Origin of the sequence: Enterobacter cloacae complex sp. IR5441 (assembly GCF_049238215.1) — a bacterium.
GTDB lineage: Bacteria > Pseudomonadota > Gammaproteobacteria > Enterobacterales > Enterobacteriaceae > Enterobacter > Enterobacter hormaechei_C.
Window position 1 is genome coordinate 89724 of the sequence record NZ_JBMKIA010000011.1, and the last position, 25942, is coordinate 115665.

Genomic DNA, 25942 nt, shown 5'->3' on the forward strand with positions numbered 1-25942 from the left:
TCTTTGACGCTCTTCCGGGATCGCTTTTTCCGCGAAGCGCACACTCACACAGTGGCCTCGATCACACTTTTATGCTCATCCCCGCTACTCCTCCCTGTCTAATCCCCGACAGGAGGAGGAAGAGGCACAATGAGCCAGGCACACTAGCGTTAAATGTTTTTACTCTCTACAGGATGCCGATTCCCTATGTCACAGCCTACTTTCAACAAAGCTCAATTTCAGGCTGCCCTGACACGTCAGTGGCAGCGTTTTGGCCTTCATGCTGCAAACGAAATGACGCCTCACCAGTGGTGGCAGGCGGTGAGCGGGGCGCTCGCAGAGCAGCTGGACGCTCAGCCTGTGACGAAGCCCGTGAAAGGCCAGCGTCACGTCAACTACATTTCAATGGAGTTCCTGATTGGCCGTCTGACGGGTAACAATCTGCTGAACCTTGGCTGGTATCAGGAGGTCGGTGACGTGCTGAAAGAACACGACATCAACCTGACCGATCTGCTGGAAGAAGAGATTGATCCGGCGCTGGGTAACGGCGGTCTGGGACGTCTGGCAGCCTGCTTCCTGGATTCCATGGCAACCGTGGGTCAGTCGGCGATTGGCTATGGCCTGAACTATCAGTACGGCCTGTTCCGTCAGTCGATTGCCGACGGCCATCAGATGGAAGCGCCGGATGACTGGCACCGCAATACCTATCCGTGGTTCCGCCACAACGCGCAGCTGGATGTGCAGGTCGGGATTGGCGGGAAAGTCACAAAGCAGGGGCTCTGGGAACCGGCGTTCACCATTACCGGTGAAGCCTGGGACCTGCCGGTACTCGGCTACCGTAACGGCGTGGCGCAGCCGCTGCGCCTGTGGCAGGCGAAGCATGCGCATCCGTTTAACCTGACCAAATTCAACGACGGCGATTTCCTGCGCGCCGAGCAGCAGGGGATCGACGCCGAGAAACTGACCAAAGTGCTCTACCCGAACGACAACCACCTGGCGGGTAAAAAGCTGCGCCTGATGCAGCAGTACTTCCAGTGCGCCTGCTCCGTGGCGGACATTCTGCGTCGCCACCACCTGGCGGGCCGCAAGCTGGCTCAGCTGCCGGACTTCGAAGTTATTCAGCTTAACGACACGCATCCGACCATTGCCATCCCGGAACTGCTGCGCGTGCTGATCGACGAGCATCAGCTGAACTGGGACGATGCCTGGGCCATCACCAGCCGCACCTTCGCCTACACCAACCACACCCTGATGCCGGAAGCGCTCGAGTGCTGGGATGAGAAGCTGGTGAAAACGCTGCTGCCGCGCCATATGCAGATCATCAATAAGATTAACGACCAGTTCAAAACGCTGGTGGAGAAAACCTGGCCGGGCGATAAGGCCGTCTGGGCGAAGCTGGCCGTGGTGCACGACAAGCAGGTGCGCATGGCGAACATGTGCGTGGTCAGCGGCTTTGCGGTGAACGGCGTGGCCGCGCTGCACTCGGATCTGGTGGTGAAAGATCTCTTCCCGGAATACCACCAGCTGTGGCCGACTAAGTTCCATAACGTGACCAACGGCATCACGCCGCGCCGCTGGATCAAGCAGTGCAACCCGCTGCTGGCCGGCCTGCTGGACAAGACCCTGAAGAAAGAGTGGGCCAACGACCTGGACCAGCTCATCAACCTGGAAAAACAGGCCGACAACGCAAAGTTCCGCGAGCAGTACCGCGCCATTAAGCTGGAGAACAAGGTTCGTCTGGCCGAGTTTGTGAAAATGCGCACCGGAATTGAGATCAACCCGAATGCGATTTTCGATATCCAGATCAAACGACTGCACGAGTACAAACGTCAGCACCTGAACCTGCTGCACATTCTGGCGCTGTACAAAGAGATCCGCGAGAACCCGCAGGCCGACCGCGTCCCGCGCGTGTTCCTGTTCGGTGCGAAAGCGGCGCCGGGCTACTACCTGGCGAAAAACATTATCCTTGCCATTAATAAAGTGGCGGCGGCGATCAATAGCGATCCGAAAGTGGGCGACAAGCTGAAGGTGGTGTTCCTGCCGGACTACTGCGTTTCTGCGGCTGAAATGCTGATCCCGGCGGCGGATATTTCCGAGCAGATCTCTACCGCCGGTAAAGAAGCGTCCGGTACCGGCAACATGAAGCTGGCCCTGAACGGCGCGCTGACCGTCGGCACGCTGGACGGTGCGAACGTCGAAATTGCCGAGAAGGTCGGCGAAGAGAACATCTTTATCTTCGGCCATACTGTTGAAGAAGTGAAAGCCATCAAAGCCAAAGGGTACGACCCGGTGAAATGGCGTAAAAAAGATAAAGTGCTGGATGCGGTGCTCAAAGAGCTGGAAAGCGGGAAGTACAGCGACGGCGACAAGCACGCGTTTGACCAGATGCTGCACAGCATGGACAAACAGGGCGGCGACCCGTACCTGGTGATGGCTGACTTCTCGGCTTACGTTGAAGCGCAGAAGCAGGTCGACGTGCTGTATCGCGACCAGGATGCCTGGACCCGCGCGTGTATCCTGAACACCGCGCGCTGCGGTATGTTCAGCTCTGACCGCTCAATCCGTGATTATCAGGCTCGTATCTGGCAGGCAAAACGCTAAGGAAGCGCGATGGAGAGTAAACGTCTGGACAGTGCCGCGCAGGCGGCGGGAATTAGCCTCAGTTACATCAATGCGCACGGCAAACCGCAGTCTATTGGTGCGGACACCAAAAGACGTTTGCTGGATGCCATGCACAAAACCGACGCGAAAGCGTCGGGTGCGCCGGTGCCGAACGTCAAGGTCTTTACCGCAGGCAAAAAGATGCCGCTGGCGGTGGAAGGGCGCGGCGAGTTCAGTTGGCTGCTCACCACCGAAGAGGGGCATCAGCACAAAGGCCATGCCACCGGCGGCAAAACCCTCAACCTTCCGGCGAAGCTGCCGGAGGGCTACCACACGCTTACGCTGACCCGGGACGACCAGCGTTTTCACTGTCGGGTGATTGTGGCGCCAAAGCGCTGCTATGAGCCGCAGGCGCTGCGTGAAGGCAAAAAGCTGTGGGGCGCCTGCGTGCAGCTCTATACCCTGCGTTCGGACAGCAACTGGGGAATCGGCGATTTCGGCGATCTGAAAAAGATGCTGGCATCTGTTGGTGAGCGCGGCGGCGCGTTCATCGGCCTCAACCCGATCCACGCCCTCTATCCGGCGAATCCGGAAAGCGCCAGCCCGTACAGCCCGTCTTCCCGTCGCTGGCTGAACGTGATTTACATCGACGTTAACGCGTTAGACGATTTCAAAAACAGCAAAGAGGCGCAGGCGTGGTGGAAGCTTGAGACCACGCAACAGCTGCTGAAACAGGCCCGCGATGCGGACTGGGTTGATTACGCCTCCGTTACCGCGCTGAAAATGGCGGCTCTGCGTCTGGCCTGGAAGGGCTTTGCGAAGCGTGACGACGAGCAGATGGCAGCCTTCCGCCAGTTTGTGATGCAGGAAGGCGAGAGCCTTTACTGGCAGGCAGCGTTTGATGCGCTGCATGCGTATCAGGTTCAGGAGGACGAGATGCGCTGGGGCTGGCCGGTGTGGCCGGAAGCCTATCAGTCCGTTGATACCCCGGAAGTGAAGGCATTCTGTGAGACGCATGCCGACGAAGTGGATTTCTATCTCTGGTTGCAGTGGCTGGCGTACAGCCAGTTTGCCGCCTGCTGGCAGGTGAGCCAGGGCTATAACATGCCGATCGGGTTGTATCGCGATCTGGCCGTCGGCGTGGCGGAAGGCGGGGCGGAAACCTGGTGTGACCGTGAACTTTACTGCCTGAAAGCTTCTGTGGGGGCGCCGCCGGATATTCTGGGCCCGCTTGGTCAGAACTGGGGCTTACCGCCGATGGATCCGCACGTGATGGCGGCGCGTGCCTACGAGCCGTTTATCGACCTGCTGCGCGCTAACATGCAGAACTGCGGCGCGTTGCGTATCGACCACGTGATGTCCGTGCTGCGCCTGTGGTGGATCCCGTACGGTGAAACGGCTGACCACGGGGCGTACGTGCAGTATCCGGTGGACGACCTGCTCTCAATCCTCGCGCTGGAGAGTAAACGTCATCAGTGCATGGTGATTGGCGAAGATCTCGGTACCGTGCCGGTGGAAATTGTCAGCAAGCTCCGCGACAGCGGGGTTTACTCCTACAAAGTGCTCTATTTTGAAAACGACCATGAGAAAACCTTCCGCGCGCCGAAAGCGTACCCTGAACAGTCAATGGCAGTCGCGACGACGCATGATCTTCCTACGCTCAGAGGCTACTGGGAAAGCGGCGACCTGACGCTCGGCAAAACGCTGGGTCTCTACCCGGATGAAGAGGTTCTGCGTGGGCTGTATCAGGATCGCGAGCTGGCGAAGCAGGGGTTGCTGGATGCGCTGCATAAGCATGGCTGTCTGCCGAAGCGCGCCGGGCATAAGGCGTCGCTGATGTCGATGACGCCAACGCTTAACCGTGGCTTACAGCGCTATATTGCCGACAGCAACAGCGCGTTGCTCGGTCTGCAACCGGAAGACTGGATTGATATGGCGGAGCCGGTAAACATCCCCGGCACCAGCTATCAGTACAAAAACTGGCGTCGCAAGCTGTCCACAACGCTTGAAGCGATGTTTGCCGATGACGGGGTGAACAGGTTGATTAAGGATTTGGATAAACGGCGAAAAGCAGCCGCGAAGAAGTGATAAAAAACCCGCCAGTGGCGGGTTTTTTATTGCCCGGTGGCGCTAACGCTTACCGGGCCTACGTGCATTAAGTAGGTCGGGTAAGGCATAGCCGCCACCCGACTTAATACATCAAACCACCATATTCAACAGCAGCACCCCGACCAGACCGCACACCGAAATAATGGTTTCCAGCGCGGACCAGGACTTGATGGTTTCACCGATGGTCAGGTTGAAGTACTCCTTGAACAGCCAGAAGCCCGGATCGTTCACGTGGGAGAAAATCACGCTACCGGAACCAACCGCGATAACCATCAGCTCAGGGCTGACGCCCGTGGTCGCAATCAGCGGCGCAACGATACCGCCCGCGGTAATCGCCGCAACGGTCGCAGAGCCCAGCGCGATACGCAACACCGCGGCAATAGACCATGCCATCAGCAGCGGGGAGACGTTGGTTTCATGCATCATGGCCGCGATGTATTTATCCACGCCGCTGTCGACCAGCACCTGCTTGAACGCGCCGCCACCGCCGATGATCAGCAGCATCATGGCAATGATTTTGATGGAAGAGGTCAGCGTGTCGTTGATCTGATCCATGGAACGGCCACGGTTAAGACCGAAGGTGAACATGGCGATCAGGACCGCAATCAGCGTCGCCATCACCGGGTCGCCCAGGAACTCCGCAACGGACAGGAACGCGTGACCTTTCGGCAGAACCATCTCTGCTATGGCACGCATCGCCATCAGGATCACCGGTACCAGTGAGGTCCAGACGCTGACGCCAAAGCCTGGCATCTCTTCTTCAGTAAAGGTTTTGGCGCTATACAGCCCTTCCGGGATAGGCTTATCAATGCCTTTCAGGAAGCGCGCATACACCGGGCCTGCCAGAATCACCGTCGGGATCGCCAGAATCGTACCAAACAGCAGGGTTTTACCCATATCGGCATGGAAGATGGTGGCGATAGCCGTTGGGCCCGGGTGCGGCGGCAGGAAACCGTGGGTGACGGACAGCGCCGCAGCCATCGGCACACCCACGAACAGCAGCGGGATGTTGGCGGCAGCGGCGATGGTGAACACCAGCGGCAGCATCAGCACGAAGCCCACTTCATAGAACAGCGCGAAACCGACGGTAAAACCGGTTAACACCACCGCCCATTGAATGTTCTTCTTACCAAATTTGTCGATCAGCGTGGTGGCAATACGCTGTGCGCCACCGCAGTCCGCGAGCATTTTACCGAGCATGGCGCCGAAGCCCATGATCAGCGCCAGGCTGCCGAGCGTACCGCCGACACCGGCTTTAATGGAGCTGATAACTTTAACCAGCGGCATTCCCTGCATCAGACCGACTGCAAGTGCCACCAGAACCAGAGCGATAAATCCGTTCATTTTGAAGCGGATCATCAAGAGCAGTAATAACACAACACCGATAGCGACGATGACTAATGGCATGATTGACCTGGCCTTTGAATTGTTATGGGTAACGTCATTGTTTCAACGACAAATTCCGGTTGTCCCAACTGGGAACAGAGTGTTAACGGCACTCATACTGATGCCTGCGAAAACGTTAAGTTTAGTCGGCTGTTATAAGGGTGTTGAGTGCCCACGAGAATGATACGGGTAACATGCGGTGATTGAGAATCACCCAGGGAGGCAAAATTTGAATTATGAGACGCAGGTCAACATACAGAGGGGGAGGCAAGAAAAAGTAGGCCCGGTAAGCGCAGCGCCACCGGGCAATACAGACGGGGACTGAATCAGTAGTAAGAGTGCTCGCCGCGCTGGTGCTCGGTCAGATCGCGCACGCCTTTCAGTTCCGGAAATTCGTTCAGCAGCTGCTTCTCGATCCCTTCTTTCAGGGTTACATCAACCATGGAGCAGCCGTTACAGCCGCCGCCGAATTGCAGGATCGCCAGACCATCTTCGGTGATTTCCATCAGGGAAACACGTCCCCCGTGGCCGGCCAGCTGCGGGTTGATCTGCGATTGCAGCAGATATTCCACACGCTCCATCAGCGGGGCATCGTCAGAAACTTTACGCATCTTCGCGTTTGGCGCCTTCAGCGTCAGCTGAGAACCCAGCTGGTCAGTGACGAAATCAATCTCCGCATCTTCAAGATACGGCGCGCTCAGCTCATCAACGTACGCGGTGAGCTGTTCAAATTTAAGGGCAGTGTCAGTTGCTTCCACAGCATCCGGAGGACAATAAGAGACACCACATTCTGCATTCGGAGTGCCTGGATTGATCACAAACACGCGGATCTGCGTCCCTTCTTCCTGATTTGCCAGCAGTTTGGCAAAGTGCGCTTGTGCAGAATCGGAAATACGGATCATAGCTTTGGCCTAATAGTTGACTAAATTACCTGGGTATAATCATACGCCCATTGAAGAAGGGCTACAAGGTACGGCACAGACACCATACCTGAACTGACGCGGCGCCGCTTTGCAAAAGCAGTCGGGAAAGTTCAGCCACGGTACTGCCCGTGGTGACGACATCATCCACAATCGCGATATGGAGGCCGTTGACCGGCAATTCAAGGCGAAAGGCGTTTTTCAGGTTCCTTTTGCGCGACCGGGCGTTGAGCCGGTGCTGAACGGCAGTGGCATGAGTACGTTTCAGCGCAGAGGCGGGGTACCGGCAACCCAGCCAGCGGGCGAGCGGACGGCACAGCAGGTCGCTCTGATTGTATCCCCGCCGCCAGTGCCGACGCTGAAACAGTGGCACGTTCACAAGCGTGTCGACCGGCGGCAGCCCGCGCGTTCTTCGCGCCTGTAATACCGCCAGTAACAACAGGCGTGCCAGGGGCTGCGCCAGTGCAGTCTGGCTGGAAAACTTAAACTGATGAACCAGACGACTCAGCGGCAAAACGTAATCATCCACCGCCACCAGCGCGCTCCACGGCGGCGCTTTTTTCAGGCAACGGCCGCAGGGGAGCGTCTGGCTTACGGCAGGCAAGCCGCATTGCGGACAGCCCTTCAGGTAACCCAGTGCTCGCGTACAAACGGAACAGACGCCCCACGCGCTCATCGCAAGTGGCATTCGGCATAGCCAGCACAAGCCGGGCACTGTTAGCATACGCAACCTCCATGTGAAAAAAGAGAACGTTAACTGATGAAGACGCTGTGGTGGCAGACCGTTGGGACGGGAAATTGTCATCTTGTGCTGCTGCACGGATGGGGACTGAACGCCGAAGTGTGGCGTTGCATAAGTGAGGAACTGGCCTCGCAATTCACGGTACACCTGGTGGATCTACCGGGCTATGGCCGCAGCCACGGCTACGGCGCGATGACGCTCGACGACATGGCGGAGCAGGTTCTGGAAGCGGCGCCGCAAAAAGCCGTCTGGCTCGGCTGGAGCCTGGGGGGGCTGGTGGCAAGCCAGATTGCGCTGCGCCATCCTGAGCGGGTCCAGGCGCTGATCACCGTTGCCTCATCACCCTGTTTCAGCGCCCGCGAGGCGTGGCCGGGCATCAAACCTGAGGTGCTGGCCGGGTTCCAGCATCAGCTGAGCGAAGACTTCCAGCGGACGGTGGAGCGTTTCCTGGCATTACAGACGATGGGAACAGAAACCGCCCGTCAGGATGCGCGGACGCTGAAGCAGACGGTGCTTTCTCTGCCGATGCCGGAGGTTGAGGTGCTGAACGGAGGGCTGGAAATCCTGAAAACGGTCGATCTGCGCGAGCCGCTGGCGTCGTTAACGGTGCCGCATCTGCGTATTTATGGCTATCTGGATGGACTGGTTCCGCGCAAGGTGGTTCCGCTGCTGGATGCGCTGTGGCCGGAGAGTAAATCAATGGTGGTTGCCAAAGCGGCACATGCGCCGTTCATCTCTCATCCTGCTGAGTTTTGTTCGGCGCTGTCCGGTTTTATCAGCGAAGCGTCCACCACTCCCTGAGACAGGCTTTACCTTCAGGACAACTCTTACAACTGCCGGACAGACAACCGTCCGGCTCTTCCTGAATGCGCACGGCTTTCCCCATGGCCTCCAGCCTTTCCAGCATGGCATCGATCATCGGCTGCGGCGTATGCAGGCTGAGGCTGAGCTGCTTCGCCTCCATTCGTCCCTGTAACGCCAGTAAGTCACGAACCTGAATCAACGATGCCATCTTTTTTCCCCTCAGTGACAGTCGCCCGCAGGGCTGCTACAGCAGGTCGTCGGGGTTTTGCGCGTTGCCAGCAGGTTAACGTCAACGCGGCTACGCGCCCGGCGCAGCAGGCCAATCACCATCACGTTAAACAGGATCACCGCGAGGATACAGACCAGGCTGTAGCGCGGATGCTGGCTGTAATTGACGGCCTGATAAAACACGGTCGCCAGCGAGTAGGCAATGTTCAGCCCCCACAGAATGGAGAAGCCCATCCAGCCGCGGCTGGACTCACGGGCAATGGCGCCCATGACCGAGATGCACGGAATATAGAGCAGGACGAAGATCAGGTAGCTGTAGGCCGCCGACGCGCTGCCAAATTTCTGGCCCATCACGCCCATTGCTCCGGTCGCCATTTCGCCGTCGCCTTTGCTGGCTTCAATCGGGTTCGCCAGTACGCTCAGGCTGAAGGTGTCTTTCAGGCTCTGCCAGGTTTCTTCCACCGCGCCAAGCAGTTCATCGCCGAGGTTGAACGCTGCCGGATTAAACTCCTCTTCCTGGATGTTTTCCGCGGTGTAAAGCGTGTTCAGGGTGCCGACAACCACCTCTTTTGCCATCGCGCCGGTGAACAGGCCCACGGTTGCCTGCCAGTTGTCTTCCTGAACGCCAATCGGTTTGAAGACCGGCGTAATGATCCGGCTGACGGAGGCCAGGGCAGAGTCATTAATGTTGTCCGCGGCCTGGCCGCTCAGAGTGAAGCTGTTCAGGGCGCTCAGGAAAATGCTGACCACCACAATCACCTTACCGGCGCGCAGAACGAAGCCCTTCAGGCGCTGCCATGTCTGAATAATCAGGCTTTTCAGATGCGGAACGTGATAAACCGGCAGTTCCATCACGAACGGCGACGCTTCGCCACGCATGATGGTGTGCTTCAGCATCAGGCCGGTGAGAATAGCCATCACGATACCCAGCACATACAGGGAGAAGACGGCCAGCGCCCCTTCCTGACCAAAGAACGCCGCGGCAAAGACCGCGAAGATCGCCAGCCGCGCGCCGCAGGACATGAACGGCGCCATCATGATGGTCATCAGGCGTTCGCGCGGGGCATCCAGCGTACGCGCTCCCATGACTGACGGCACGTTACAGCCAAAGCCGACAATCAGCGGCACGAAGGATTTGCCCGGCAGCCCCAGCGCCTGCATCAGGCGGTCCATCACGAAGGCGGCGCGCGCCATGTAACCGGAATCCTCAAGGAAGGAGAGGAACAGGTACATCATGCCGATCTGCGGCACCAGCGGCAGGACGGTATTGATCCCGCCGCCGATCCCCTGCGCAAGGAAGATGGTCAACCATTCCGGGAAGTGGAGGGTGTAGCCCAGCCACTGAATACCGTGCACGAAGATAGCGACAGAGCCGCCATCAAAGATAGGTTGTAATGCACCGCCGATGTTAATGGCGAGCAGGAACATCACATACATCACCAGTAAAAAGATCGGCAAACCGAGGAAGCGGTTGAGCACAATCTTATCCACGGCGGCGGTGAAGCGGCTGGGTTCAGCGGTTAATGCATTGCTGACCACGTCACAGATAGCGGCGATGGCCTGATAGCGCGCATCCGCAATGTGCAGGGCCGGGTCATCCAGCTCGTCGCTAAGGCGAGCCTGTGCGACATCCAGCTTATCCGCCGCATCGCCTGCGTAGGCGCGGCTGTAGATATCGCCTTCCAGCATTTGCAGGCCAAGCCACAGACGTTGTCTGGCGGGCATGCTGTTATCCATCTCCTGCGCCAGCTGCCCGGCTTCGCGCAGCAGCGGCTGGGCGTAGTGCACCAGTTCGACGTCGGCATTGCCCGTGTGGCGGTCAATCGCCAGCTTCAGGGCGTCAATGCCGCGCGCGCGGGTAGAAACCAGCGGAACCACCGGGCAGCCCAGACGGGCGGAGAGGGCATCGACGTCGATGCGCAGCTTTTGCTTCTCCGCGATGTCGAGCATGTTAAGCGCCACGATGCAGGGAATACCCAGCTCCAGCAGCTGTAACGTGAGATACAGATTTCGTTCGAGGTTAGAGGCATCCACTACGTTGATAAGCAGATCCGCGTCGCCGCTCAGAATATAGTGGCAGGCAATTTGCTCATCGAGAGAGGTCTGGGATGAAATCGTGGTGAGGGAATAGGTCCCCGGTAAATCAACCAGCGTGACCTGATTATCTGTCGTGGTGAACTGGCCTTCTTTGCGTTCCACCGTCACGCCTGCCCAATTTCCCACACGCTGGCGTGCGCCAGTTAACTGATTAAATAAGGTTGTCTTGCCGGAATTAGGATTGCCAATTAAGCCAATAGTTAATTTTTTCATTGTAGTAGACTCACTGAAACCGCTGGCTTGTTAACGGGATAAAGATTCAATTTCAATTAATGCGAGATCTTTTTTACGCAGAACCAGATTAACGCGTCGGGTTTCGATATGAACTGGATCGCCCAACGGCGCAACGCGCACAACCTGGAATGATGAGCCGGGTAGCATGCCCAGTGACAGGAGCTTCTGCCGATAGGCCGGGCTTATCTCACGGGTAAAACCGATAATTTTCCACGCACTGTCTGGAGTGAATTGCATAGCGCCTGATTCCACGATAGGTTAAATAATCTACACTGCGATGATAATGAGAATAGTTTTTATCAGCAATAATAAAAATGTGACGGGATGTTGTTAATCGTATTAATTTGCGGTCTGCTTGACCTTGCTCAATATTTTCGAAATTGAGGTGAAAATAAAAAGAGGGCTATTTGTTAATGAGGTGATAATTCGTGGTTTAAATATGGATACAACATATTTATTTTAATTCCCTGCGGCCTGCTTGCCGGGCGGCACTGCGTTTGCCCGGCCTACAAAACCGTAGGCCCGGTAAGCGTCGCGCCACCGGGCATTTACAGCATTAGCGTTTCTTACCCATCGCCGCTGCCAGCGCATCCATCATCGCGCTGTTGCCCGCCGGCTGTGCGTCACGTCCGCGTGGCTTCGCGGCTTTCGCTGCCGGACGCTGCTGTTCACGGCCACCGCCATTACCGCCACGGCGCGCGTTAGTGTCGCCCGGCTGCTCGTCCAGACGCATGGTCAGGGCAATACGCTTGCGCTGGAGATCCACTTCCAGCACTTTCACCTTCACGATGTCGCCCGCTTTGACCACGGTGTGCGGATCTTCAACGAACTTGTCGGCGAGGGAAGAGATATGCACCAGACCATCCTGATGTACGCCGATATCCACAAACGCGCCAAAGTTGGTGACGTTGGTTACCGCCCCCTCCAGCACCATGCCCGGCAGCAGGTCGTTCATGGTTTCTACGCCCTCAGCAAAGGTCGCGGTTTTAAACTCAGGGCGCGGATCGCGGCCCGGTTTTTCCAGCTCTTTGATGATGTCGGTGACCGTCGGCACGCCGAACTGTTCGTCGGTGAAATCCACCGCTTTCAGGTTACGCAGCGCGCTGCTGTCGCCCATCAGGTCTTTCAGCGCCTGCCGGGTGGCGGCCAGGATACGCTCGACAACTGGATAGGCTTCCGGGTGAACGGTAGAGGCATCCAGCGGGTTATCGCCGTGATTGATGCGCAGGAAGCCCGCGCACTGCTCAAATGCTTTTGGCCCCAGACGGCTCACCTTCAGCAGCTGCTGGCGGTTCTGGAACTGACCGTTCTCATCACGCCAGGCGACGATATTCTGCGCCATCATACGGGTCAGGCCCGCCACGCGGGTCAGCAGGGGAACGGAAGCGGTGTTCAGGTCCACGCCGACGGCGTTAACACAGTCTTCCACTACCGCATCCAGCTTGCGCGCCAGCTGCGTCTGGCTCACGTCGTGCTGATACTGGCCCACGCCGATGGATTTCGGGTCAATCTTCACCAGCTCCGCCAGCGGATCCTGCAAACGACGGGCGATAGAGACCGCACCGCGCAGGGAAACGTCCAGATCCGGGAACTCCTGCGCTGCCAGCTCAGAGGCGGAGTAGACCGATGCCCCCGCTTCGCTGACGATCACTTTCTGCGCCGTCACTTTCGGGAACTGCTTCTGCACGTCGAGATAGAAACGTTCGGTTTCGCGGGACGCCGTACCGTTACCGATGGCAACCAGCTCAACGTTGTACTTCTCGCACAGCGCGGCGACGACGACAGCCGCTTTCGCTGCCTGACCGGTGTGCGGGTAAATGGTGTCGGTGGCAACCAGCTTGCCGGTGCCGTCAACCACGGCCACCTTCACGCCGGTACGCAGACCCGGATCGAGACCCATGGTGGCGCGCAGGCCAGCTGGCGCCGCCATCAGCAGGTCGTGCAGGTTACGGGCGAAGACGTTGATCGCTTCGTCTTCGGCGCGCTCGCGCACGGTGCCCATCAGCTCGGTTTCGAGGTGCATCAGCACCTTGATGCGCCAGGTCCAGCTCACCACGCCTTTGCGCCAGCTGTCCGCCGGGGCGTTGTTCAGGCGCAGGCCCAGATGGTCGATAATGATCTGCTCGCAGTGGCTCTCTTTTGGCGGCTCGTCAAACTGTGGATCGGCATTCAGGGAGAGTTGCAGCACGCCTTCGTTACGGCCGCGGAACATCGCCAGCGCGCGGTGAGACGGCGCGGTAGAAATGGGTTCGTGGTGATCGAAGTAGTCGCGGAATTTCGCGCCTTCTTCCTCTTTGCCGGACACCACGGTGGAGACGATATGCGCGTTCTTCCACAGGTAATCACGCACTTTGGCCAGCAGCGCCGCGTCTTCGGCGAAGCGCTCCATCAGAATATAGCGCGCGCCGTCCAGCGCAGCTTTGGTGTCCGCTACGCCTTTATCGGCGTCGATAAATTTGGCGGCTTCGGTTTCCGGATCGTGAGACGGCTCGTTCCACAGCAGATCGGCCAGTGGCTCAAGGCCGGCTTCGATCGCAATCTGCCCGCGCGTGCGGCGCTTCGGTTTGTACGGCAGATAGAGGTCTTCGAGCTCGGTTTTACTCAGGGTACCGTTAATGGCTTTTTCCAGGTCACTGGTCAGCTTGCCCTGCTCGCCGATAGATTTGAGGATCGCCTGACGTCGGTCTTCCAGCTCGCGCAGATAGCCCAGACGGGTCTCCAGGTTTCGCAGCTGCGTGTCATCCAGACCGCCGGTGACTTCCTTACGATAACGTGCAATAAACGGCACGGTGTTCCCTTCATCAAGCAGGCGAACGGCAGCTTCTACCTGTTCGGCTCTGGCCTGAAGTTCACCCGCAATAATGCGGCAGAGCGACTCTTTCATCATGGTCAGTTCATCTTGTGGATCGAAAATCAGGGGGATAGTTATACGGGCTGACACCAAAAAATGCCAGCCGGGGAGGGCGCTCTCGGACTATTTAACATACTCGATTTCGTTGACGTACCAGCTTGCTTCACCCGCAGGCGTCTGGACAACGGCTAAATCGCCTACCTCTTTTTTCAGCAGGGCGCGGGCCATGGGTGAGTCGATAGAAATGTAATCCTTACGACCGAAAATTTCATCGTAGCCGACGATACGAAAACGCAGGGTGTCGCCGCTGTCGTTTTCAATTTTGACCCACGCGCCGAAGAAGACTTTACCTTCCTGCTGCGGGGAGTAATCGACAATTTTGAGATTCTCGAGGCACTTCGTCAGGTAGCGTACCCGGCGATCGATTTCGCGCAGCCGCTTTTTATTGTACTGATAGTCCGCATTCTCGCTGCGGTCGCCCAGGCTTGCTGCCCAGGTGACTTTTTTGGTCACTTCCGGACGCTCTTCGCGCCACAGGTAATCCATCTCTTTTTTGAGTTTCTCGTACCCTTCACGGGTGATCAGAGGCGTTTTCATGGTGCAGCCTTTAATGCCGGTTAACTGTCTTTGCGCACAATACGTAGCGCACAGTGTAACAGACAAGATTAATAATGATTTATGTGATGAAATGAACAGATAAGCTGCTGTTAAATATGCTTTGTAACAATTTCGTCTAGAATTTATACCAGAATTTGCTGGTCGAACCCGTGCACTTTTTTAGAATACGCTGTTCCAGGCTTATCCGAACCTTTGGGAGTACACACAATGCAAGAGAACTACAAAATTCTGGTCGTAGATGACGACATGCGCCTGCGTGCGCTGCTGGAACGTTATCTGACCGAGCAGGGCTTCCAGGTTCGTAGCGTCGCGAACGCGGAACAGATGGATCGTCTGCTGACGCGTGAATCCTTCCACCTGATGGTGTTGGACCTGATGCTGCCTGGCGAAGACGGGCTCTCTATTTGCCGCCGTCTGCGTAGCCAGAGCAACCCGATGCCGATCATCATGGTGACGGCGAAGGGTGAAGAAGTTGACCGTATTGTCGGCCTTGAGATTGGCGCTGATGACTACATTCCAAAGCCGTTTAACCCGCGTGAACTGCTGGCGCGTATTCGCGCCGTGCTGCGTCGTCAGGCGAACGAACTGCCGGGCGCGCCGTCTCAGGAAGAGGCCGTCATTGCATTCGGTAAGTTCAAGCTGAACCTCGGCACCCGTGAGATGTTCCGTGAAGATGAGCCAATGCCGCTCACCAGCGGCGAGTTCGCAGTGCTGAAAGCGCTGGTCAGCCACCCGCGTGAGCCGCTCTCCCGTGACAAGCTGATGAACCTGGCGCGTGGTCGTGAATACTCCGCGATGGAGCGTTCTATCGACGTGCAGATCTCTCGTCTGCGCCGCATGGTGGAAGAAGATCCGGCGCATCCTCGTTATATTCAGACCGTGTGGGGTCTGGGCTACGTGTTTGTCCCGGACGGCTCTAAAGCATGAGGCGAATGCGCTTCTCGCCGCGAAGTTCGTTTGCCCGCACGCTGTTATTGATCGTCACCCTGCTGTTTGTCAGTCTGGTGACGACCTACCTGGTGGTGCTGAACTTTGCAATCCTGCCGAGCCTTCAGCAGTTTAATAAGGTGCTGGCATACGAAGTGCGTATGCTGATGACCGACAAACTGCAACTGGAGGACGGCACGCAGTTGGTTGTTCCCCCGGCGTTCCGTCGGGAAATCTACCGTGAGCTGGGCATTTCTCTCTACTCGAACGAAGCGGCGGAAGATGCCGGCCTGCGCTGGGCGCAGCACTATGAATTCCTTAGCCAGCAGATGGCGCAGCAGCTTGGCGGCCCGACGGAAGTGCGCGTTGAGGTCAATAAAAGCTCGCCGGTTGTCTGGCTGAAAACCTGGCTGTCACCTAACATCTGGGTGCGCGTTCCGCTCACCGAGATTCATCAGGGCGACTTCTCGCCGCTGTTCCGATACACCCTGGCGATCATGCTGCTGGCCATTGGCGGCGCATGGCTGTTTATTCGTATCCAGAACCGACCGCTGGTCGACCTGGAGCATGCGGCATTGCAGGTCGGTAAAGGTATTATCCCACCGCCGCTGCGTGAGTATGGCGCATCGGAAGTGCGCTCGGTAACGCGTGCGTTTAACCACATGGCGGCAGGCGTTAAACAGCTGGCGGACGACCGTACGCTGCTGATGGCGGGGGTCAGCCATGACCTTCGCACCCCGCTGACGCGTATCCGGCTGGCAACAGAGATGATGGGCGAGCAGGATGGTTATCTTGCAGAGTCCATCAACAAGGATATCGAAGAGTGTAACGCCATCATCGAGCAGTTTATCGACTACCTGCGCACCGGGCAGGAGATGCCGATGGAGATGGCGGATCTGAACGCAGTTCTGGGCGAAGTGGTTGCTGCCGAAAGCGGCTACGAACGTGAAATTGCGACCGACCTTCAGGCAGGTGAGATTCAGGTACGTATGCATCCGCTCTCCATTAAACGCGCGGTGGCGAATATGGTGGTCAACGCGGCGCGGTACGGCAACGGCTGGATCAAAGTCAGCAGCGGTACGGAACTCAACCGCGCCTGGTTCCAGGTGGAAGACGATGGCCCGGGCATCAAGCCTGAGCAGCGTAAGCACCTGTTCCAGCCGTTCGTGCGCGGCGACAGCGCGCGCAGCACCAGCGGAACCGGCTTAGGCCTGGCGATTGTGCAGCGTATTGTTGATAACCATAACGGACTGCTGGAAATTGGCACCAGCGAGCGGGGCGGTTTGAGCATTCGTGCGTGGTTACCGGTGCCGGTTTTACGGGGGCAGGTGAAAGAGAGCTAAAAAAGGGGGGCCTGATTCCCTCACCCCGGCCCTCTCCCACGGGGAGAGGGAGAAAACATTAAAAAAGGCAACTTTCGTTGCCTTTTTGCTTTTACCTTGGTCCCGCACTCACCAGCGCAGCACCGGCCGGGGTGTCGGTATACTTCTCGAAGTTTTCGATAAACAGTTTCGCCAGCGATTCAGCCTTCTCACGCCACTGTTCCGGTGAACCGTAGGTGTTACGCGGATCCAGGATACGCGTATCCACGCCCGGCAGCGCTGTTGGGATCGCCAGATCGAACATCGGCAGCGTAAAGGTCTCGGCGTTATCCAGCGAACCATCCAGAATCGCGTCGATGATGGCGCGTGTATCTTTGATGGAGATACGTTTGCCCGTACCGTTCCAGCCGGTGTTCACCAGGTACGCCTGGGCGCCGGATGCCTGCATGCGTTTCACCAGCACTTCCGCATACTGCGTTGGGTGCAGCGACAGGAACGCCGCGCCGAAACAGGCGGAGAAGGTTGGGGTTGGCTCGGTCACACCGCGCTCGGTACCCGCCAGTTTAGCGGTAAAGCCGGAGAGGAAATGGTACTGCGTCTGGCTGGCGGTCAGGCGGGAAACCGGTGGCAGCACGCCGAACGCATCCGCGGTCAGGAAAATCACCTTCGTGGCATGACCCGCCTTCGATACCGGCTTGACGATGTTCTCGATGTGGTAGATCGGGTAAGAGACGCGGGTGTTTTCCGTTTTCGAGGCATCGTCGAAGTCGATAGAACCATCGGCACGCACGGTGACGTTTTCCAGCAGCGCATCGCGGCGAATCGCGTGGTAGATATCCGGCTCTGCCTCTTCCGACAGGCGAATGGTCTTCGCGTAGCAGCCGCCTTCAAAGTTAAACACGCCGTCATCATCCCAGCCGTGTTCATCGTCGCCAATCAGACGACGTTTTGGATCGGTGGACAGCGTTGTTTTACCGGTGCCGGAAAGGCCGAAGAACACTGCTACATCGCCTTTTTCCCCGACGTTCGCCGAGCAGTGCATGGAGGCGATACCGCGCAGCGGCAGCAGGTAGTTCATGACTGAGAACATCCCTTTCTTCATTTCGCCGCCGTACCAGGTACCGCCGATCAGCTGGATACGCTCGGTCAGGTTGAAGGCGATAAAGTTTTCGGAATTAAGACCCTGCTCTTTCCACTGCGGGTTGGTGCATTTCGCGCCGTTCATCACGATAAAGTCAGGGGTGAAGTCTTGCAGTTCTTCATCGGTCGGACGAATGAACATGTTCTTCACGAAATGCGCCTGCCAGGCCACTTCAGTAATGAACCGTACGGAGAGACGGGTGTCGGCGTTAGCGCCGCAGAACGCATCAATAATAAACAGACGCTTGCCGGAAAGCTGATGGGTGACAAGTCCTTTCAGATGCTGCCAGGTTTCCGGGGAGAGCGGTTTGTTATCGTTCTTCCCTTTGCCCTTATCAGCCCACCACAGCGTATCGCGGGTGGTGTCGTCTCGGACGATATACTTATCTTTAGGCGAACGACCGGTAAAAATACCCGTATCGACGGCGATAGCACCCAGGTTCGTCAACACACCGCGCTCGTATCCTTCCAGTGCCGGATTGAGCTCTTCCTGATACAGCGTATCGTAATCGGGGTTGTAGACCACTTCCTGGACGTCGTGAATACCATAAGCCTTGAGATCTTGCGGGGTTAAACCATTAACACGCATATCACTGCTCCTTAGCCAATATGTACTGCCTGAAATTGTAGGGTTTTTCTGGGGATGTTAACCGCGACGGGGCTCATAGATTTACGTATCTGGTCAAAACCCTTACTAACGGAAAACGCTGCGACTCCAGTCACAGGGCGGGCAGATTATCGCAGGAATCGCTTTTTGGATGGGGAAAATGTTCTTAAAAGGTTAATCTCTGGTGAATTTATCCAGAAGAATGTGAATGTAATCGCATACATGTAAGAAAATTACGTAAGGGTTACATTGGGAAAACGATTCAGGTCTCTTGGGTCAGCTATTTTCAGAGTTTGAGGTGGGGGCCAGAGTTTTGCTTTGATGAGACAATAGATTTTTCATGAACAAGGGATGAGAAATGGAAAACCGTGAGGCGTTATCCCCTTCAACGCGCGTAGCCGTCGTGCTGGCGGGGGCTTTACAGGGCGTAATTTGCTATGTAATCACGTGGTATATCGAGTACGCAAAATTGCCATCGGATACGCTGTGGCTGATGTGTGTAGTACCTGCCACCGTGGTAATGACAACCACGTTGTCGCTTGCCCTGACGTCATTCAGAAAGCCATTTTTGTGGCTGTCACTCGGGATAATTGGCGCGGCAGTCGCGGGGATGGGCGGCTGGCTTAAGTGGAGCGTTGCGGGGCTGGACAACTGGGATACCAGAAATGCGGTGCTCCTTTTCGGTTTTCATCTGCTCCTGATGACGCTTCTCCTGTTGCCATGGCTTCAGCGACGCCTTGAGACCGCACCGACGGACGCTTTCTACCGCGATTTCAACGATAAAAACTGGCATAACGCGCTGACATTTCTTCTTGTTTTTGTCTCGAATGGGCTGTTCTGGCTGGTGCTTTTCCTCTGGGCTGAGCTTTTTAAACTCATTGGCATCTCTTTTTTTGATCGGCTTTTCTTTAATTCTGACTGGTTTATTTCAGTGGCGATTGGCGTGGTTTCAGCCAGCGCGGCAGTACTTGCGCGTATGCAGGTTCGGCTGATTCTGGCATTGCAAAATCTCCTTACGCTTATCGCGACAGGTTTGCTTCCACTGATGGCTGCGCTGGCGCTGCTCTTTATAGGCATATTGCCCTTCGTTGGCTTAGAGGCTGTTTCAGCACGGATCTCGGCTGCGGGCTTACTGACGACGCTGGCGCTGTTGCTGTTATTGCTGGTGACTGTCGTATGGCACCCACAACGTCAAAAGCTGCCTTACTTCTCTCCCCTGCGAGGAATGATTCATCTTGCCGTGATTATCGCTCCTGCGTATCCCGTCCTGGCGGGCTGGGCGCTCTGGCTGCGCATCGCACAGTATGGCTGGTCACCGGAGCGTCTGTACGGTGTGCTGATTACGATAGTGGCGCTGGTCTGGACGGTAGGATTCTGTCTTAGCGTACTTTTTTACCGTCGGGATCCACAAAGGCTCCAGGCTCATATCACTCCGGCTACCGGATTACTGGCGCTGATCTTCCTGGTGTTGGTCTATACACCGGTGCTTGATCCCTGGCGTATCAGCGTTGAAAGCCATATGGCGCGTTATCAGGATGGCAGAATAAACGCAGACCAGGTAAGCCTGTATATGCTCAGCAATACCGGACGAAAGGGGCGAGAGGCGATGCAAATGCTGCAAAATGATCCACAGTTTATCTCAAACCCAAAACGCCAGCGTGAAATAAATGGTCTTCTCTCCGGGAACGCTGGCGGAGCAGGTAAGATGACCGCCGCGATGCTGGAAAAACAGATCCAGCTCGCACCGGGAATGGCCCGTCCTGATAAGGCATTGTGGCGAGCCATGCTCAGCAATCAGTATCGCTTTGAGAGCTGCGATAGCGCCCAGAGAAACTGTTTACTCATGCCGCTGGATCTTAACAGCGACGGCAAGCCGGAAGCCGTGCTATTTCAATTTACCGATCGCAGGATCGTGGCTTACACACAAACCAACACGGGCTGGAGGATCGCCGGGGACGCGTGGAAAATGCCGGAGGCGTTGACCAGAGAAGAACTTGACCGCGCATTAAGGCAGAGGAAAGTGAAATCTGTCGTGAAGCCCTGGGCGGATATTGAGATTTTTGGGGAGCGTGTCGATATGAGCTACGACAGTTACAATAATGCGCAGTGGCGTTAGTGCTTTTTCTTGCCGGGTGGCGCTACGCTTACCCGGCCTACAATTAGCAATCATATCAAAAAATTGCACAATTCATTGTAGGCCCGTGCAAGCATAGCGCCGCCGGGCAACAGGCTCAGAGCTTAGTGAACCTGCGGGTCCGCCGGAGAGGCGTTATTGCGGATCTCCGCGATATCCATGGAATTGAACACGTAGTGCGTACCGCAGTAATCACAGTGCATATCGATCTCACCGTCTTCCGCCATGATGCTGTCGATCTCTTCATCCGGCAGCGTTTTCAGGGCGCCAGCACAACGCTCGCGAGAGCAGGTGCACTTAAATTCCACATCCTGCGGATCGTAAACCGTCACTTCTTCTTCGTGGTACAGACGCCACAGCACGTCGGTCGCCGACAGGGTGAACAGCTCTTCCGCTTTGATGGTTTCCGTCAGCGTTGCCAGATGCTCGAAATCATTGGTCTGCGCATCCTGCGCAGGCAGAACCTGAAGCAGCATACCACCGGCAGCAGGCTGACCATCCACTTCACCGGTGCGGATGAACAGGCGGGTTGGCAGCTGTTCGGAACGCATGAAGTAATCTTCCAGGCAGGCGGCAAGCGTGTCGCCTTCCAGACCGACAACGCCCTGATAGCGCTCACCCTCTTCAGGCGAGATCGTGATAACCAGGTAGCCATTTCCGACCAGCGTTTTCAGATCCGCATTTTCAGGGATATCGCCCTGAACGCGCGCCACGCCGCGCATCTGCTGCTGGTTATTGCCGTTGATCACCGCCAGCGACATCGGGCCATCACCCTGCAACTGAACGGTAATATCGCCAGCGAACTTCAGCGTGGCGGTCAGCAGGCTGGTGGCAACCAGCAGTTCGCCCAACAGGGTTTTCACCGGCAGCGGGTAGTTGTGGTTTTCCAGAATCTGTTTCCAGGTTTCGGATACGGTGACCAGCTCGCCGCGCACGGCGAATTGTTCAAACAGATAGCGGTGTAATTGGTCGTGTTGGGCCATTTTCATCTCTCGTGCAGGTGAGGGTTACTCGCTCTCACCGTGTTTAAATTTCATCAGATCGCGGCGCTCTTTTTTATCCGGTCGCCGGTCCGGGTGAGGCATGGTCAGCGCATTCATCTTGCGCGCCAGCGCGGTTTTCTCGCGCTTCTCTATGCTTTTGGCCGTCTCTTCATACAGCAAAACGGCTTCGGTTGCGGGCCGCCGCTGCTCGGTAATGGCTTTCACCACCACCGTTTTCTCATCGTTGCCCTGGCGAAGCGTTAGCGTGGCATTCAGTTCAACCAGCTTGCTCGGTTTGCTGCGCTGACCGTTGTAATGCACCTTTCCGCCATCAACCATTTCACGGGCAAGGGCGCGCGTTTTGTAAAAACGGGCGGCCCACAGCCATTTATCCAGTCTTACCCCATCAGCGGGTTTTTCTTTCATGGCGTCTCCTTCACGGTGAGTGAGGGGATCATCCGGCGATAGTCGTTCAGCCCCGGATGTCGCAGATAGCTTTTTTCAGCCAGGCCGGAATCCGGATTGGTCACGCCCAGACAATAGCGAATGCCAAAAGCGGCCGCAGAATCCAGAATCGGCTCGCTGTCGTCAATAAACAGCGTGCGTTCCGGCTGTAAACCGGTCTCTTCCACCACGGCATGCCACAACCGCTGATCCTCTTTCGGATAACCAAATGTGTGGGTGGAAAGCAATAAATCAAGGTGTGAAGCAAGACCGGTATGTTCCAGCTTCACGGCCAGGTTATGGGGATGCGCATTCGTCAGCAAAATGCGGCGCTTACCGCAGGCTTTCAGCGCATCCAGGAACGGGACCGTATCGTCGCGCAGTACGGCGCGTGCGCCCTGGGCGGTGGTCATGGCACAAATATCCAAACCGAGTCGCTCGCTCCAGTAGTCAAGACAGTACCAGTTTAGCGTATGCTGCACCGCGCTATATTGCGAACGAATGAATTCCTGCGCTTCCGCCGGGGAGATCCCCTGCTGTTCACCGTATGTTTCCGGGACCAGCTTTTGCCAGAAATAGTTATCAAAGGCGAGATCAAGCAGCGTGCCGTCCATATCAAGCAGGACGGTATCGACCGCCTGCCAGTCGATATTAAGATGCATAAGGGGGAACTCCAGCCAGAAGAAACGTGCGCGACAGGGTAGCACAACTTGTCGCGCAGGGACGTTATCCGATCAGGCTCTCGGAAGAGGAGATCAGTTTCGGGTTCAGGCAATTTTCGTAGTAGGCCTGGATTTCTGCCAGCCGCGTGCGGGAACGCTGATAGCGGCGTACGGCCTGATAACCGTTCCAGACAATGCACGCCAGCATTGCAATCAGCAGCAGGGATGTCCCTATATAGCGCCACAGGCCAGCGCTATCCGGCATACGGTGCAGGCCAATATGACGCGTGCCGTTGGCGTCGGTAAAGAGGGTGGTGACGATCCCTTCCGCGCTGAATGGCGTCTGCATCAGCATCTGCGCCAGACGCTGGAATTCGCTCCACTGCTCCTGGGCAGGATAGTCATACAGCGAAACCTGCGGATAAGGTTGATCCACCAGGTCACTGCCTTCATCGCTGGCAATCACAAAACCGCCCGGCGCCGGGCTGTTAAGCGCCTGGGCGGCACGGGTGGTTTCACGCATCACGAAGGGGGCGGTAGAGGTCGCCACAAGGTTATCCAGCGACTCGGCGCTGACCGGACGCAGAAGCACGTTCACACCGTCCAGGCGTCCCGCTTCGGCGCGTTTCACCAGCGCGTCCCAGTCTTTGCTGTTGCCGAGGTTGACCAGCGCGTTCTTGAGCCGGATACAGTCATCCTGGGCGGAACAGAGATCCTCTGTTTTCAGGACGATTTCGCCAAAGTCATCCAGCAGTACCATGCCCGACTTCTGAATAGCCGAACGCAGGGCAGGGCTGACGCGAGAATCATCATCCGGTTTTGGATGGAGCTGGCGATTAATCGTCTGGGTGAGCGCAGTGGCCTTGTTGACCACATCCGATTCCGGCAGCGGCAGCGGAGAGGCGTCATTCCAGATGATCTGAGAGCAGTCGAACGGCGCGAACGGCGAGTTCTGGCGCGTGTTCCAGGCGCCCGGCGTGTGGATATTACACATCCCGGTGCCTTTGAGGCGCAACGTATCTCCCACGCGTACACCCGCTTCTTCGAGCTGCTGTACGCTGGTGGCTTCCACAGTTTGCGCCCCTTTGATCCACGACAGGGTAAATTTAATCGGCATATCCAGCGGCACGAAGAGCAGCAGCATGACGAAGATTAACGCGGCACCACCGGCAATCATCGCGCTGCGGAGCCAGTGCTGAAGCGGGAAGTTTTTCACTTCGTCGTGCAGGGATAAGTAGCGCCCCTGGCGTACAACGTGGCGGTCGAGATAGATATCAATATCCGTTTTGTGGCCAAGGTCCTGCGCAATCCACGGCTGCCAGTGGCGCGGATAGATAAGATCGATGATCCCGAGCGAGATATTGTTGATATGTTCCTGATCGTTCTCACCGAACAGTCCCCAGCGTTTTGGGGTTCCGCGCAGGCAGTGAATTTCGCGTAATGACGTTTTTGCCGGCGGAGCAAATATGCCCCACAGCCCGGCGGCCAGAAGCAGTACTGCGCCACCCGCGAGCCACGGAACAAACACGTCCGGCGTCAGCAGGCAGATGAAAAAGAGCAGGAACGAGGCGACAATCAACACCGCTTCGCGAATGCCATCCGGGCGGCTCAGGACGTACTCTTCATGCGTCTCCTGGCGGATGTTCAGCAGTTCGATCTGCTCAGTCTCTTCACCGCGAATAGAGGCCTGCGTTCCGCTTGCGCGTTCCAGCGCAAAGCGTGGCGCTTCCTGAACATATTCGCTCAGAGTATGACCATTGAGGGAGATAACCAGCGGCAGCGTATCGGTATGGATGAGCTCGACGCTGTTTTCGTCGTTAATATACTGCTCCCAGAAGGGAGGCAGGTGCACTTCAACAGAGTCGAGATAGTAACGCCACTTGTTGGGATCGTCGGTTGTAATACCGTAGCGGGTAATGGAGCGCGTTACGCACAGAACGGTGTCACTTTGGGCGTTCAGGTTGAGCGATACGGGGGCGGCGCTGGCACCGGTAGGGCCAGGCGAAAGCCGGGATCGGTTCAGCGTGTCGAGATACTGCTCAACGGTGCTGCGTTCCTCTGGCGAAAGCTTGCGCGTGTTTGCCCCGGCAAACGCGTTCAAAAAGGGCAGCCGATAACGGCGATGTACGCGGCGCCTGAATACCCACACCGCAATCGACGCGCAGGCCAGCACAGCAGCGAGAAAAATCAAAATGGTGCTCATGCTTTCCCCATCTTACTTATCTTCTTACAGGTGTTGTCAGTCGCACCTTTTGTACAATGAATGAGATTCTGTGGTCGGCTATCGGCAAGTATGGAGTCTAACTTGAGCATGTTGACGCGCATCCCAGTGACCGGTAATGATAACAAAGCCTGTTCCGGCGCGATATCAGCAAATTCCTGGAAACATTTCAACCTCTTGACATTTGTTTTGAAATGAGAATCGCATTCAATTACGTTGCATAAATGTAAATAAAGAGCAATTGACATTGCCGAAACCGTGCGGCGTATCGCACAATAAAGCCAGTTCACCCAGCAAAGACCCGTCAAGATGACCAAACCCTTACAAAAGCCCACCATTCTGAATGTTGAAACCGTCGCGAAATCGCGTCTGTTTAATGTCGAAAGCGTGGATCTGGAGTTCAGCAACGGTGTGCGTCGTGTTTATGAGCGCATGCGCCCCTCCTCGCGTGAAGCGGTGATGATTGTGCCCATCGTCGACGAGCACCTGATCCTCATTCGTGAATACGCCGTGGGCACAGAATCGTACGAGCTGGGCTTCTCCAAAGGACTGATCGACCCGGGCGAAACGGTGTTTGAAGCGGCAAACCGGGAGCTGAAAGAAGAGGTCGGTTTTGGCGCGAAAGAGCTGACGTTCCTGAAAAAGCTGAGCATGGCGCCGTCCTATTTCTCCAGCAAAATGAACATCGTTGTCGCGGAAGATCTCTATCCTGAATCGCTGGAAGGAGACGAGCCGGAACCGCTACCGCAGGTTCGCTGGCCGCTGGCTCATCTGATGGATTTGCTGGAAGATCCTGACTTTAACGAGGCGCGCAACGTGAGCGCACTGTTCCTGGTGCGGGAGTGGCTGAAGGGACAGGGGCGTTTGTAGCGCCACCATTAAAAACGGCAACCGAAGGTTGCCGTTTTGCATTGACGTTGTAGGCCGGGTCAG

General features: G+C 56.7%; 20 protein-coding genes. 7 read left to right on the forward strand and 13 right to left on the reverse strand.

Features of this window, described 5'->3' with window-relative positions:
- Nucleotides 1–186: 186 nt before the first annotated feature.
- Both malP and malQ read left to right on the forward strand, forming a co-directional pair.
- Entirely contained in the window at nucleotides 187–2580 is a 2394-nt protein-coding gene (gene malP / locus ACOTX5_RS14010; RefSeq protein WP_047726930.1) for a maltodextrin phosphorylase, read from the forward strand.
- Between the two features lie 9 nt (nucleotides 2581–2589).
- On the forward strand, nucleotides 2590–4668 hold the full coding sequence (malQ, locus tag ACOTX5_RS14015; RefSeq protein WP_045348705.1) for a 4-alpha-glucanotransferase: 2079 nt from the start codon (nucleotides 2590–2592) through the stop codon (nucleotides 4666–4668).
- A 111-nt stretch (nucleotides 4669–4779) separates the two neighbouring features.
- Here malQ and gntT read toward each other — a convergent pair whose 3' ends face one another.
- The 3 genes from gntT to gntX all read right to left on the reverse strand — a co-directional run bounded on the left by gntT (nucleotide 4780) and on the right by gntX (nucleotide 7719).
- Complete coding sequence (gntT, locus tag ACOTX5_RS14020) at nucleotides 4780–6096, reverse strand: gluconate transporter (RefSeq protein WP_017384145.1); 1317 nt, start codon at nucleotides 6094–6096, stop codon at nucleotides 4780–4782.
- Nucleotides 6097–6401: 305 nt separating this feature from the next.
- Entirely contained in the window at nucleotides 6402–6977 is a 576-nt protein-coding gene (nfuA, locus tag ACOTX5_RS14025; RefSeq protein ID WP_003861601.1) for a Fe-S biogenesis protein NfuA, read from the reverse strand.
- Nucleotides 6978–7038: 61 nt separating this feature from the next.
- On the reverse strand, nucleotides 7039–7719 hold the full coding sequence (gene gntX / locus ACOTX5_RS14030) for a DNA utilization protein GntX (protein ID WP_023304553.1): 681 nt from the start codon (nucleotides 7717–7719) through the stop codon (nucleotides 7039–7041).
- A gap of 36 nt (nucleotides 7720–7755) precedes the next feature.
- On the opposite strand from gntX, the gene bioH reads away from it, so the two are divergent.
- Nucleotides 7756–8538, forward strand: a complete 783-nt coding sequence (bioH, locus tag ACOTX5_RS14035; RefSeq protein WP_017693858.1) for a pimeloyl-ACP methyl ester esterase BioH — start codon at nucleotides 7756–7758, stop codon at nucleotides 8536–8538.
- On the opposite strand, the gene feoC is transcribed toward bioH, so the two are convergent.
- From feoC to greB, 5 genes are all read right to left on the reverse strand, one after another.
- Nucleotides 8513–8749, reverse strand: coding sequence for a [Fe-S]-dependent transcriptional repressor FeoC (gene feoC / locus ACOTX5_RS14040; RefSeq protein WP_017384148.1), 237 nt, complete (start codon nucleotides 8747–8749; stop codon nucleotides 8513–8515). The genes bioH and feoC overlap by 26 nt on opposite strands.
- 11 nt (nucleotides 8750–8760) lie before the next feature.
- The gene (gene feoB / locus ACOTX5_RS14045; protein ID WP_015571442.1) at nucleotides 8761–11079 is read right to left on the reverse strand and encodes a Fe(2+) transporter permease subunit FeoB; all 2319 of its coding nucleotides are present in this window, start codon (nucleotides 11077–11079) and stop codon (nucleotides 8761–8763) included.
- Between the two features lie 30 nt (nucleotides 11080–11109).
- Nucleotides 11110–11337, reverse strand: a complete 228-nt coding sequence (gene feoA / locus ACOTX5_RS14050) for a ferrous iron transporter A (protein ID WP_015571441.1) — start codon at nucleotides 11335–11337, stop codon at nucleotides 11110–11112.
- Between the two features lie 319 nt (nucleotides 11338–11656).
- Nucleotides 11657–13987: a Tex family protein gene (locus ACOTX5_RS14055; RefSeq protein ID WP_015571440.1), complete on the reverse strand. Its 2331-nt coding sequence runs from the start codon at nucleotides 13985–13987 to the stop codon at nucleotides 11657–11659.
- A gap of 87 nt (nucleotides 13988–14074) precedes the next feature.
- Nucleotides 14075–14548, reverse strand: coding sequence for a transcription elongation factor GreB (gene greB, locus ACOTX5_RS14060; protein WP_045910901.1), 474 nt, complete (start codon nucleotides 14546–14548; stop codon nucleotides 14075–14077).
- A 228-nt stretch (nucleotides 14549–14776) separates the two neighbouring features.
- Between greB and ompR the strand changes: the two genes are divergently transcribed.
- The gene (gene ompR / locus ACOTX5_RS14065; RefSeq protein WP_001157751.1) at nucleotides 14777–15496 is read left to right on the forward strand and encodes a two-component system response regulator OmpR; all 720 of its coding nucleotides are present in this window, start codon (nucleotides 14777–14779) and stop codon (nucleotides 15494–15496) included.
- Nucleotides 15493–16839: a two-component system sensor histidine kinase EnvZ gene (gene envZ, locus ACOTX5_RS14070; protein ID WP_003861615.1), complete on the forward strand. Its 1347-nt coding sequence runs from the start codon at nucleotides 15493–15495 to the stop codon at nucleotides 16837–16839. Before ompR ends, envZ begins: the two co-directional genes overlap by 4 nt.
- A gap of 91 nt (nucleotides 16840–16930) precedes the next feature.
- Here the strand turns inward: envZ and pckA are convergent, their stop codons facing one another.
- Nucleotides 16931–18547, reverse strand: coding sequence for a phosphoenolpyruvate carboxykinase (ATP) (gene pckA, locus ACOTX5_RS14075; RefSeq protein ID WP_015571439.1), 1617 nt, complete (start codon nucleotides 18545–18547; stop codon nucleotides 16931–16933).
- Between the two features lie 376 nt (nucleotides 18548–18923).
- On the opposite strand from pckA, the gene ACOTX5_RS14080 reads away from it, so the two are divergent.
- Nucleotides 18924–20681, forward strand: a complete 1758-nt coding sequence (locus ACOTX5_RS14080; RefSeq protein WP_045910900.1) for a DUF4153 domain-containing protein — start codon at nucleotides 18924–18926, stop codon at nucleotides 20679–20681.
- 122 nt (nucleotides 20682–20803) lie between these two features.
- Here the strand turns inward: ACOTX5_RS14080 and hslO are convergent, their stop codons facing one another.
- The 4 genes from hslO to ACOTX5_RS14100 all read right to left on the reverse strand — a co-directional run bounded on the left by hslO (nucleotide 20804) and on the right by ACOTX5_RS14100 (nucleotide 24991).
- The gene (gene hslO, locus ACOTX5_RS14085; protein WP_023304550.1) at nucleotides 20804–21682 is read right to left on the reverse strand and encodes an Hsp33 family molecular chaperone HslO; all 879 of its coding nucleotides are present in this window, start codon (nucleotides 21680–21682) and stop codon (nucleotides 20804–20806) included.
- Nucleotides 21683–21706: 24 nt separating this feature from the next.
- Nucleotides 21707–22108, reverse strand: coding sequence for a ribosome-associated heat shock protein Hsp15 (gene hslR, locus ACOTX5_RS14090; protein WP_045910899.1), 402 nt, complete (start codon nucleotides 22106–22108; stop codon nucleotides 21707–21709).
- Nucleotides 22105–22788: a GMP/IMP nucleotidase gene (gene yrfG / locus ACOTX5_RS14095; protein WP_000550486.1), complete on the reverse strand. Its 684-nt coding sequence runs from the start codon at nucleotides 22786–22788 to the stop codon at nucleotides 22105–22107. The genes hslR and yrfG overlap by 4 nt, the downstream gene beginning before the upstream one ends.
- A 64-nt stretch (nucleotides 22789–22852) precedes the next feature.
- The gene (locus ACOTX5_RS14100; RefSeq protein ID WP_045910898.1) at nucleotides 22853–24991 is read right to left on the reverse strand and encodes an intracellular growth attenuator family protein; all 2139 of its coding nucleotides are present in this window, start codon (nucleotides 24989–24991) and stop codon (nucleotides 22853–22855) included.
- A gap of 327 nt (nucleotides 24992–25318) precedes the next feature.
- On the opposite strand from ACOTX5_RS14100, the gene nudE reads away from it, so the two are divergent.
- Nucleotides 25319–25879: an ADP compounds hydrolase NudE gene (gene nudE / locus ACOTX5_RS14105; protein ID WP_003861622.1), complete on the forward strand. Its 561-nt coding sequence runs from the start codon at nucleotides 25319–25321 to the stop codon at nucleotides 25877–25879.
- Nucleotides 25880–25942: the final 63 nt, after the last annotated feature.